This is a genomic window from Streptomyces sp. PKU-EA00015 (assembly GCF_013387495.1).
In the GTDB taxonomy this organism is placed as follows: domain Bacteria; phylum Actinomycetota; class Actinomycetes; order Streptomycetales; family Streptomycetaceae; genus Streptomyces.
Window position 1 is genome coordinate 1 of sequence record NZ_JABZEE010000085.1, and the last position, 10,251, is coordinate 10,251.

The window sequence follows — 10,251 nt, forward strand, 5'->3', positions numbered from 1 at the left end:
TCAGCCGTGTGAACAACGTTCCAGGTCAATACAGCTAGATCCGGCGGCGCGCCTTGCGGGCGCGCCGCACGAGCGCCGCCGTGCCCAGCAGCGCGACCGTCGCGCCCGCGGCGCCGGCGGCCGTGGCGTCCTTGCGGCCGAGGCGGCGGCCCGCGACGGTGTGCCGGCCCTCGACCTCCTCCAGCAGGGCGGCGAGCACCTCCTCGTTCGTCCACCGCGGACGCCAGCCCGCGTCGTGCAGCCGGCTCACGCTCACCACCCAGGGGTGCATCGTGTACGCGAGGTCGCCCGCCGGGGACGGCGTGAGGCCGATGCGGTGCAGACGGGCGGCCGCGCCCAGCGCCACCGCCGAGGGCAGCTCCATCCGGCGGATGCCGCTGAGCTCCTCGACGTCCTCCTGCTCCAGCCATCCGTCGCAGCCGACGGCGAGCTCCCCCTCGACCTTCTCCAGCGCCGCGTACTCCAGAGCGCCCACGAGGTCCTCGACATGGCAGAACTGCCAGGTGGGCCGGGATCCGGCGACCACGAGCAGCCGGGGCGACTCGAAGTAGCGGGTCAGCGCGGTGTCGGTGCCGCCGACGAGAACGGCCGGCCTGACCACGGTGACGTTCAGCCCGGGATGGGCACGGGGAGCGCGGCGGCCGAGGCGTTCGATCTCCAGCAGGTCGCCGACGCCGGTCGCCTCGGCGGTCGCGCGCAGCTCGGCGTCCTCGGAGAGCGGGATGTCGTTGTCGGGCAGCGCCCCGTAGACCATGGCGGAGGTGCACAGGACGACCCGGTGGACGCCGGCCGCGGCGGCGGCGGTCAGGACGGTCTGCGTACCGCGCACGTTGTACGCGGTACGGGCGGCCGAGTCGGTCTCCAGGTCGAGGTCCAGCGCGAGGTGCACCACCACGTCGGCGCCCCGCAGCTTCTCCGCGATCGCCGGGTCACGGACGTCGAGCACGTGCCAGTGCGCTTCGGGGACCTCGCCGCGGCGCTCGTCGATCGCGATGACCTGCTTGATCTCGTCGGACGCGGCAAGGCGCCTGGTGAGCAGGTCACCGACGCCCGTGGCGGCACCGGTGACGGCCACGACGGGGCCACGCCCCTCGGGCACGCGGTCGGCGGCCGCGGTTGAGTGGTTTCGCGCTGCGCGAACCTGCGGATCTGGGGAACTCACCAGGCGTCTCCAGCGGTTGTCTTCAATACGCAAGCGAATGACGCATACGCACCAGGTGGCGTCCATCCTGCCGCAGGCCACGTGTCGGCGGGGCACCGAGCCCGCAAGCGGCCCGGATGTCGAAGCCGCACGGCCCCCCGGCCGCATAGGCTGGGTGGTGTTGTCGGGCAGTCGCCGCCGGCGGACAGCCGGTGGCCCTACGAGCCGAGGAAACCCGTGAGTGACACCCCATTCGGATTCGGCCTTCCGCCGGAGGAGCCGGAGAACGGCGACGAGGGCAAGAAGAGGAATCCCGCCGGAGGTGGCCAGGGCTCCGGCGGGTCCCCGTCCAATCCCTTCGGCTTCGGCTTCGGCGAGGGCGGCGGGGACAACCCCTTCGCCGCCATGTTCGGCTCGCTGAACCCCAACGATCTCGGCGCGGCGTTCCAGCAGCTCGGCCAGATGCTGAGCTACGAGGGCGGCCCGGTGAACTGGGACATGGCCAAGCAGATCGCCCGCCAGACGGTCGCCCAGGGCACGCCCCACGGCACCAAGGACGCGAGCGTCGGCCCCGTGGACCGCACCGCGGTCGAGGAGGCCGTACGGCTGGCCGACCTCTGGCTGGACGGCGCGACCTCGCTGCCCTCGGGCGCGAGCACGGCCGTGGCGTGGAGCCGCGCGGAGTGGGTCGAGGCGACCCTTCCGGCGTGGCAGCAGCTCGTCGACCCGGTCGCCGAGCGCGTCGGTCTGGCCATGGGTGACGTGCTGCCCGAGGAGATGCAGGCCATGGCGGGCCCGCTGATCGGCATGATGCGCTCCATGGGCGGGGCGATGTTCGGCCAGCAGATCGGGCAGGCGGTCGGCGTCCTCGCCGGCGAGGTGGTCGGCTCGACAGACATCGGTCTGCCGCTGGGCCCGGCCGGCAAGGCCGCGCTCCTCCCGTTGAACGTGGACGCCCTCGGCAAGGACCTCGGCGTGCCGAAGGAGGAGGTGCGGCTGTACCTCGCGCTTCGCGAGGCGGCCCACCAGCGGCTCTTCGCCCACGTGCCGTGGCTGCGCTCGCACCTGTTCGGAGCGGTCGAGGGGTACGCCCGCGGGATCAAGGTGGACACGTCCAAGCTGGAGGACGTGGTCGGCCAGTTCGACCCCTCGCACCCCGAGCAGCTGCAGGAGGCACTGCAGCAGGGCATGTTCCAGCCGGAGGACACACCGGAGCAGAAGGCGGCCTTGGCGCGCCTGGAGACGGCCCTCGCGCTGGTCGAGGGGTGGGTCGACGCGGTGGTCCACGAGGCCTCCTCGACCCGTCTCACGTCCGCGGGCGCGCTGCGCGAGACGCTGCGCAGGCGCCGCGCGTCCGGCGGCCCGGCGGAGCAGACGTTCGCCACACTGATCGGGCTGCAGCTGCGTCCGCGCAGGCTGCGGGACGCCTCGCGGCTGTGGGCCTCGCTCACGGACGCGCGCGGTGTCGACGGGCGCGACGCCCTGTGGGAGCACCCGGACATGCTGCCGACCGCGACCGACCTGGACGACCCGGACGGCTTCGTGCACCGCGAGCAGCTGGACTTCTCCGAGCTCGACAAGATGCTCGGCGAGGCCGCCGGCGGCGGCGCATCGCCGAACCTCGACAAGCCGGACGCCGCCCAGGGGAAGCCGGGAGCGTCGGGCGAGAAGCCCGAAGGACCGGCCGGCGGCGAGGACGACACCGACAAGTGAGCCTCCACGACGACGCCGTCCTCGTGCTGAAGGGCTACGAGGCCCGCGAGGACGGCCAGGCCGCGCTGCGGCAGACGTATCTGGACCATCTGGCGGCGCATCCGGACGGGATGTGGAAATCCTGCGGTGCGGGGCATCTCACCGCGAGCGCCCTGGTCGTCGACCCGGAGCGCGGGCGGGTGCTGCTGACGCTGCACCGGAAGCTCGGCATGTGGCTGCAGATGGGCGGTCACTGCGAGCCGCAGGACACGACTCTGGCCGCGGCGGCGCTGCGCGAGGCCACGGAGGAGTCCGGGATCCCGGGGCTGTCGCTGCTGCCCGGCGGCCCGGTCACCCTCGACCGGCACGCCATCCCCGCACCGTGCCACTGGCACCTGGACGTGCAGTACGCGGCACTGGCCCCGTCCGGTGCCGCCCCCGCGATCAGCGACGAGTCACTGGACCTGCGCTGGTTCGCCTACGACGAGGTGGCGGGTGTCGCCGACGCCTCGGTCGTGCGGCTCCTGGAGCGCACGCGGGCCGCGCTGTAGCACCTGTGCGCAAGGGGCGGTCGCCTTGGGGTCTCCCCCGCCGAAGGCAGGGGACGGCGACCGCCCCTTACGCACGTTCTCGTCAGTTCCAGGCGTTGTTCTGGTTCTGCGCGTGGGCGCCGTGCTGGCCCACGCCGTACTGGGCGCGCAGGCCCTGCCCGAGGTCCGCGTTCTGCGGGGGCATGACCTCGCTGGGCTGGACGAGCGCGAAGCCCTGCCCGAGGAAGCTCAGCTCCCAGCCCTCCCCGGTGCTGCCGCGGCGGCGGCGCACGTTCGAGGAGTGCGTCTGGGCCTGCATCTGCACGCGCAGCGCGGAGGACCAGGCCACGATGGCGTCGGCGTCCACGTTCACGTACTTGTCCGGCGTCACCTGCATCATCAGGGGCTGGCCCGACGTCATCAGCGCGACTTTGCCCCGGCCGGAGACATTGAGCTGGTACTTGCCGGATCCGGAGATGCCGTACTGGCTGTCCACCGCGATGACCTCGGTGTGCAGCGTGGAGTCGAGCGCCAGCACATAGGCGCTGTCGACGGTCATGCCCTCCTGGTCCACGTCGACGACGTGGACGTACTGGGCGAGATTGGCGAAGTAGACGGTGCCCTGGCCCGAGCAGCGCATCAGGTCGAGGCCCTCACCGGTGTTGGCGCGGGCCCTGCGCTGGCTGCTCGTCTGGTACTCGCCGTCGAAGTCGACCAGCCCCTGGTACGCGACCATCGCGCCCTTGCGGGCGAGGATGTCGTCGTGACCGGTCAGGGTGACCCGCAGCAGCTGCGGATTCTGCACGACGTAGCGGTCCTGGGACTGCTGCTCGGCGTAGCCGAAAAGCGGACTCTGCATGGTGTGTTCTCGCTCCCCCTCAGCCCCGGATCCGCAGGCGGTCGGTGCTGTCCTCACTCGGCTGTACGACGACGATGCCCTGGCCCGAGAAGGCCATCTGATACGCCTCTCCGCTGCCCCGCCCGATCAGCGAGGAGGCCTTGAAGCTGCGCTTGCCCTTCACCTTGAGGTTCGGGGACCAGGCGACGAGGGCGTCCGGGTCGACGTACGTCTCGTCCTCACCTCGGCCGCAGTCGACGACGATGGGCGTGCCGCGGGAGGTGAGGGCGACCCAGCCGGTGCCGGCGACCTCCACGTTCCACAGGCCCTGTCCGGCGAACTTGGCGAGACCCTTGACCTTCTCGACGCCCCACTGGAGGTGGGCGTCGAAGGCCAGGAGGTTGGTGCCGTTGACCGAGAGCGAGTCGTTGTTGAGGTTGATCACGACGACGTCGGCGCCGTAGTCGGCGAGGTAGAGCAGCCCGTCGCCGGAGCACTTCATGAGAGGCGCGCCTTCACCGGTCACCCACTGGGAGGCGATCTGGCGGACGGCGGGCGGGTTGGGCTCGTACTGGACGAAGCCTTCGTAGGCGACCATCGAGCCGGTGCGTGCGTACAGGTCCTGGCCGGTGGCCATGGCGACCTTGAGCATGGTGCGGCCGTGGTTCTCCATCCGGGCCGCGACGGGGGTCGGGGCGAAGCCCGCGAGTTGCTGGTTCATGATCCGGGCTCCCTCAGACCTCGTAGGGCTGGACGACGATGAAGTTGCCGGGGGCACCCCGGAACTGGAGGTTCACGGTCTCACCGCTGTGTCCCGGGTAGGCGTTGCGGCGCAGCCGGACCTGGCTGGAGAGGATGACCTGTGAGGCCGCCGACCAGGCGACGATCGCGTTGCTGTCGGCGAACGTCGTGGGCGTGACCGGCAGGACGACGGGGACACCGTGCGTCTTGACGACGACGGTGCCGGTGCCCTGGAACATCATCGTGAAGAGCGCGCCGCCGGGGATGCCGTGGCCCTCGATGCGCCGGACCTCGTGCTGCAGCGACTCGTCGAAGGCGAGCACGTTCTCGGCGGAGACGCAGATGCCGTCGCCCTGCAACTCGATCGAGTGCAGGTGTGCGCCGTTCTCCGCGAGGAAGACCTGGCCGCGTCCGCTGCAGCGCATCAGCTGCATCTCCTGGCCCGTGGCATTGCCGACGACACGGCCGGCGAATCCGGCGCCCTTGTAGCTGAAGTCGACCTTGCCCTGGTACATGACCATGCTGCCCTGACGGGCGAGCACGGGCGTACCGCCCATGGTGAGGTCGACCCGCATCATCTGCTGGTTCTGCGGGGTCCAGCGCTGGCCGGTGGGCGTCTCGCGGTAGGGCTGGAGGGCCGACTGGAGGCCGGCGCCGGTCTGCGGCACGCCCTGAGGGACCTGCTGCGGGACGCCCTGGGGCATGCCGGGCTGCTGGCCGTACGGACCGGGGGCGGGCTGGCCGTACGGCATACCGGGCGGCGGGACCTGTCCGGGCATCTGGCCGGGGACCTGCCCCGGGACCTGGCCGTACTGCGGCTGCTGGGGCTGCGGCTGGCCGTACGGGGACGGCGCGGGCGGCGGCACGGTGCCGGCCGGGGGCGCCATGGGGGCCGCCATGGTCGGAGCGGCGTGCACCTGCGGCCCCGGTGCGGGGGCGTGTTGGGCGGGAGCCGGGGCCGCGGGGGCCCCGAAGGCGGGGGCGGGCTGCGGGGGCTGGGGAGCCTGCGGGGCCTGAGGAGCACCGAAGGCGGGCGCGGGCGCGGCAGGCGCCGCGGGCGGGGCGAAGGAGGGCGCGGCGGCCTGCGGCTGCTGCGGTGCGGGCTCCTCCTCGGCGACCTCTCCCCCGAAGTTCTTCAGCAGCGCCTCGAGGCCGCCGTCGAAGCCCTGGCCGACGGCGGCGAACCGCCACACGTCCTTGAGGTAGAAGTCGCCCAGCATCACGGCGCGCTCGGTGCTGAACTCGGAGCCGTTGAAGGCGTACCTGACGACCTCTTCGCCGCCCGCGACGATCCGGATGTAGCCAGGACCGATCTGCGACATCTGCCCGGCGCCGTCGATCGTGGCGGTGAAGGACAGCTTGTGGATGCTCGCCGGGATGCGGTCCACAGTGACGCGGAACGACTCGGTGTCACCGGCCTGCGCGCCGAGAAGCTGAATGGACTCCTCGGGCGACTTCGGCTGGTTGAAGAAGATGAAGTACCGGTCGTCGGAGAGCTGCTCGTTCGCGTCGAGGCCGAAGCAGCTGATGTCGAAGGTCAGTCCAGGAGCAGCGATCTGCACACCTACGTACAGATCCGTCCCCGGCGTCAGATCACTGATCTTGGCCTTGTGGCCCCGTTGGAATTCCCTGGCCATGCGTTACGACCGTCCCCCATCCCGAAATACGAATACGTCGCGCCAGGCTAGCCGCTTGCGGCGACATTGAGCCAAGCCGGTACACATTCGGTACAAGGCCGTCGACACACGATCCACAACGGGCCGTTGAGGGCCGCACATCGCACCGGGCCGCCGGCTCCGCGCGCCCCGGCGGCGCTCACTCCTCGCGTGCGGCGGGGAGGTGCGGCAGCCGGCCTGCGGCGACGACGCCTTCGAGGTAGCCGCGGGCCCTTTCGGTACGGGGATAGGCCTCCAGCAGCCGCCAGAAGCGCGGCCCGTGCCCGGGGACCAGCAGGTGGGCGAGTTCGTGGACGAGCACGTAGTCGACGACGTACTCGGGCATGCCCTGCAACCGGTGCGACAGCCGGATGCTGCCCTCGGCCGGAGTGCACGAGCCCCAACGGGTGTTCTGATTCGTCACCCATCGCACGGAGGTCGGCCTTGCCCGTCCGTCGAAGTACTGCTCCGACAACCGCTCGGCGCGCTCGTACAGTTCGCTGTCGCCGAGGACGCGCTTGCTCTCCTGCGCCGCGAGCTTGTCCAGCATCACGCCGACCCACCGGCGCTCCTCGGCCTCGGACATCCGGGCGGGAATCAGCACGATGGTGCGGTCGCCCTCGCGGTACGCGGAGACCGTTCTGCTGCGCCGGGCACTCCTGCGGACCTCGACCGCACTCGTGACGGGCCCGCGGTGCGGGTGACGACCGGCGTCTCGCGTGGTTCCCGCGCCGCGCGCTGAGTTCTCCCCGGTGAGTGGCGGGGAAGGGTCGACGGACACGCCCCGACGTTACCCGCTGTCAGTACGGGAAGTCCCGACTCGGGGACGGTTCTCGCTTGATCCACTCCATGGCTGCACGATTTGAACGACTAATACCCCGCACCTGTGGACAACTTTTCACACGCCTCGGCGCGGACGGGCATTCTGACAGCGGTCCGAAGAGGGAAGACCAGGAAATTCAACGGGGGAACGGGGACGGATATGCATCCGATGATGAAGCCTGCCCTGCGGCGGGCATGGCGCGACCGCCAGTCCGTGCAGGTCGGGGTGACACGCGCCCATGCGGTCACGGTGGGGCCGCTGGACACCGCGACCGGCTCGCTCATCGATCTGCTGGACGGCACCCGGGGACTGGATCTCCTGCGTGCCGAGGCGCGCACGAGGGGGCTGCCGGACGGGCGGGCCGACGCGCTGGTCGGCCGGCTGGCGGCCGCGGGGCTCCTGGACGATCCGAAAGCGGGCGGGCCAGCCGCGGACTCGCTGCGCAGAAGGCCGGACGCCGTCGACCGGCTGCGTCCTGACCTGGCCTCCCTGTCCGTGGTCCACCCCGAGCCGGGCGGTGCGATGCGCAGGCTGGCGGCGCGGCGGGCCATACGGATCCAGGTGCGCGGCGCCGGACGCGTCGGCGCCCTGATCGCGGCGACGCTGTCGGCGGCGGGAGTCGGGCGGGTCGAGGTCCTGGACGGCGGGTTCACCGAGCCGGCGGACGTCGTGCCCGGCGGGCTGACCGCCGAGGACATCGGGCAGCGGCGGGACGCGGCGGCCCGGCGTCTGGTCCGCCGCTCGGCGCCCGACCGCGCTCCGCGCAGGGCGGAGGTGGCGGAGCCGGGCGGCGGCGAGCCAGCGCTCTGCCTCGTCGTGGTGGCCCCGCGTGACGGGCTCGGCGCCTACGCACCGGACCCGCTGCCCGCCGAGGACTGGATCGCCGCCGGTATTCCCCATCTTTACGCGGGAGTTGTGGAGGCGACGGGTGTGGTCGGGCCACTGGTGGTGCCGGGGAGCACGGCCTGCGCCACTTGCCTGGAGCGGGACCGGACCGAGCGCGATCCGGCCCGGTCGATACTGCTCGCGCAGTGGCGTTCGGGGCGGCGCAGGGCGATGCCTTCGGCCTGTGACGCCGCGCTGGCCACCGTGGTCGCCGGGCTCGCAGCGTGTCACGCACTGTCCTTCCTCGACGGTGACCTGCCGGCGAGCGCCGACGCCCGCTGGGAGGTGTCGCTGCCGTCGGTGCGGTGGCGGTCCGAGCGGATCGCGCCCCACGCCGACTGCCCATGCGGTGCCGCGGGCAGGACTGAGAGCAGAGACACCTCGGGGATCGGTCCGACGCACGAGACAATGGCCGGGTAACCGCCGTCAACGGCGCGTCGCCGTAGGGCAGATGCGGCACGCCGGCTGGGATTTGGAGGGGCGTATGTCTGATCTTCCCCGGAAGGCGGTCACTCGTACCGCGAAGTTGGCCGCACTGCCGCTGGGCTTCGCCGGCCGTGCCACGTGGGGACTCGGCAAGCGGATCGGCGGCAAGTCCGCGGAGATCGTGGCCCGTGAACTGCAACAGCGCACGGCGGAGCAGCTGTTCAAGGTGCTCGGCGAGCTGAAGGGAGGCGCGATGAAGTTCGGGCAGGCGATGTCCGTCTTCGAATCGGCGCTGCCCGAGGAGGTCGCCGGCCCCTACCGCGCGGCACTGACCAAGCTGCAGGACGCCGCTCCCCCGATGCCGACGCGCACCGTCCACGGCGTGCTCGCGGAGCGGTTGGGCGAGGAGTGGCGCGAGCTGTTCCTGAGCTTCGAGGACAAGCCCTCGGCCGCCGCCTCCATCGGCCAGGTGCACCGGGCGGTGTGGCACGACGGGCGCGAGGTCGCGGTCAAGGTGCAGTACCCGGGCGCGGGTGACGCCCTGCTGTCGGACCTCACCCAGCTGAGCCGTTTCGCGAAGCTCCTGGGCCCCCTCGTCCCGGGCATGGACATCAAGCCCCTGATCGCCGAACTGCGCGACCGGGTCTCGGAGGAGCTGGACTACGAGCTGGAGGCTCAGGCACAGCGCGAGCACGCGGCGGAGTTCGCTGGCGATCCCGATGTGGTCGTGCCGGACGTGATCCACCAGTGCGACCAGGTGCTGGTGACCGAGTGGATCGACGGCATACCGCTGGCCGAGGTGATCGCCGACGGCACCCCTGAGCAGCGCGACCGCGCGGGCCAGCTGCTGTCCCGGTTCCTCTTCTCGGGCCCCGCCCGTACGGGACTGCTGCACGCCGACCCCCACCCGGGAAACTTCCGGCTCCTTCCGGGAGAGGAGGGCGAGCCCCTGCGGCTCGGCGTGCTGGATTTCGGCACGGTGGACCGGCTGCCGGGCGGGCTCCCGCGCCCCATCGGCGAATGTCTGCGGATGACGCTGGCGGGCGAGGCCGAGGCCGTCTACCGGATGCTGTGCGAGGAGGGCTTCGTCAAGGAGACGATCGACCTCGACCCGGAGGCGGTGCTCGAGTACCTGCTGCCGATCATCGAGCCCGCGGAGGCGGAGGAGTTCACCTTCACCCGCGGCTGGATGCGCACGCAGGCGGCGCGGATAGCCGACATCCGCTCCCCGGCACACCAGTTGGGCAAGCAGCTCAACCTGCCGCCCGCGTATTTGCTGATACACCGTGTGACGTTGAGCACCATCGGCGTGCTCTGCCAGCTGAACGCGTCGGTGCGGCTGCGGGAGGAACTGGAGGACTGGCTGCCCGGGTTCCTCGATGCGGAGGAGGGTGGCGCCGCCCACGAGGCGGTCGGGGAGCAGGAGGGATCCGGCGCGGACGTGGCGATCGAGGCCCAGGGCTGACCGCAGGACCGGCCCGCGCGCGGCGGCTGGGGGCGGCGCGCGGCGGCCGGGGGGC

At 71.8% G+C, this 10,251-nt stretch carries 9 protein-coding genes; 4 read left to right on the forward strand and 5 right to left on the reverse strand.

Features of this window, described 5'->3' with window-relative positions; all coding sequences use genetic code 11:
• Positions 1–34 precede the first annotated feature (34 nt).
• Positions 35–1,162, reverse strand: coding sequence for an SDR family oxidoreductase (locus tag HW130_RS33400; RefSeq protein ID WP_177153530.1), 1,128 nt, complete (start codon positions 1,160–1,162; stop codon positions 35–37).
• 216 nt (positions 1,163–1,378) lie between these two features.
• Between HW130_RS33400 and HW130_RS33405 the strand changes: the two genes are divergently transcribed.
• Positions 1,379–2,854 (forward strand): zinc-dependent metalloprotease, encoded by a 1,476-nt coding sequence (locus HW130_RS33405; protein ID WP_177153531.1) that lies wholly within the window; start codon positions 1,379–1,381, stop codon positions 2,852–2,854.
• Complete coding sequence (locus HW130_RS33410; protein ID WP_177153532.1) at positions 2,851–3,384, forward strand: NUDIX hydrolase; 534 nt, start codon at positions 2,851–2,853, stop codon at positions 3,382–3,384. The genes HW130_RS33405 and HW130_RS33410 overlap by 4 nt, the downstream gene beginning before the upstream one ends.
• An 82-nt stretch (positions 3,385–3,466) precedes the next feature.
• Here HW130_RS33410 and HW130_RS33415 read toward each other — a convergent pair whose 3' ends face one another.
• The 4 genes from HW130_RS33415 to HW130_RS33430 all read right to left on the reverse strand — a co-directional run bounded on the left by HW130_RS33415 (position 3,467) and on the right by HW130_RS33430 (position 7,378).
• Positions 3,467–4,222, reverse strand: a complete 756-nt coding sequence (locus HW130_RS33415) for an AIM24 family protein (RefSeq protein WP_177153533.1) — start codon at positions 4,220–4,222, stop codon at positions 3,467–3,469.
• Positions 4,223–4,241: 19 nt separating this feature from the next.
• Complete coding sequence (locus tag HW130_RS33420; protein WP_177153534.1) at positions 4,242–4,922, reverse strand: AIM24 family protein; 681 nt, start codon at positions 4,920–4,922, stop codon at positions 4,242–4,244.
• 13 nt (positions 4,923–4,935) lie between these two features.
• Positions 4,936–6,579: a TerD family protein gene (locus HW130_RS33425; protein ID WP_177153535.1), complete on the reverse strand. Its 1,644-nt coding sequence runs from the start codon at positions 6,577–6,579 to the stop codon at positions 4,936–4,938.
• Between the two features lie 178 nt (positions 6,580–6,757).
• Positions 6,758–7,378 (reverse strand): M48 family metallopeptidase, encoded by a 621-nt coding sequence (locus tag HW130_RS33430; protein WP_177153536.1) that lies wholly within the window; start codon positions 7,376–7,378, stop codon positions 6,758–6,760.
• A 201-nt stretch (positions 7,379–7,579) separates the two neighbouring features.
• Between HW130_RS33430 and HW130_RS33435 the strand changes: the two genes are divergently transcribed.
• Positions 7,580–8,725 (forward strand): TOMM precursor leader peptide-binding protein, encoded by a 1,146-nt coding sequence (locus HW130_RS33435; protein ID WP_177153537.1) that lies wholly within the window; start codon positions 7,580–7,582, stop codon positions 8,723–8,725.
• A gap of 64 nt (positions 8,726–8,789) precedes the next feature.
• Positions 8,790–10,196, forward strand: a complete 1,407-nt coding sequence (locus HW130_RS33440; protein ID WP_177153538.1) for an AarF/ABC1/UbiB kinase family protein — start codon at positions 8,790–8,792, stop codon at positions 10,194–10,196.
• Positions 10,197–10,251 lie beyond the last annotated feature (55 nt).

Excerpts from the sequence above, each read along its gene's own strand:
- HW130_RS33420 (WP_177153534.1), bottom strand. The coding sequence starts at position 4,922 with ATGAACCAGCAACTCGCGGGCTTCGCCCCGACCCCCGTCGCGGCCCGG.
- HW130_RS33415 (WP_177153533.1), bottom strand. The coding sequence starts at position 4,222 with ATGCAGAGTCCGCTTTTCGGCTACGCCGAGCAGCAGTCCCAGGACCGC.
- HW130_RS33425 (WP_177153535.1), bottom strand. The coding sequence starts at position 6,579 with ATGGCCAGGGAATTCCAACGGGGCCACAAGGCCAAGATCAGTGATCTG.
- HW130_RS33435 (WP_177153537.1), top strand. The coding sequence starts at position 7,580 with ATGCATCCGATGATGAAGCCTGCCCTGCGGCGGGCATGGCGCGACCGC.
- HW130_RS33440 (WP_177153538.1), top strand. The coding sequence starts at position 8,790 with ATGTCTGATCTTCCCCGGAAGGCGGTCACTCGTACCGCGAAGTTGGCC.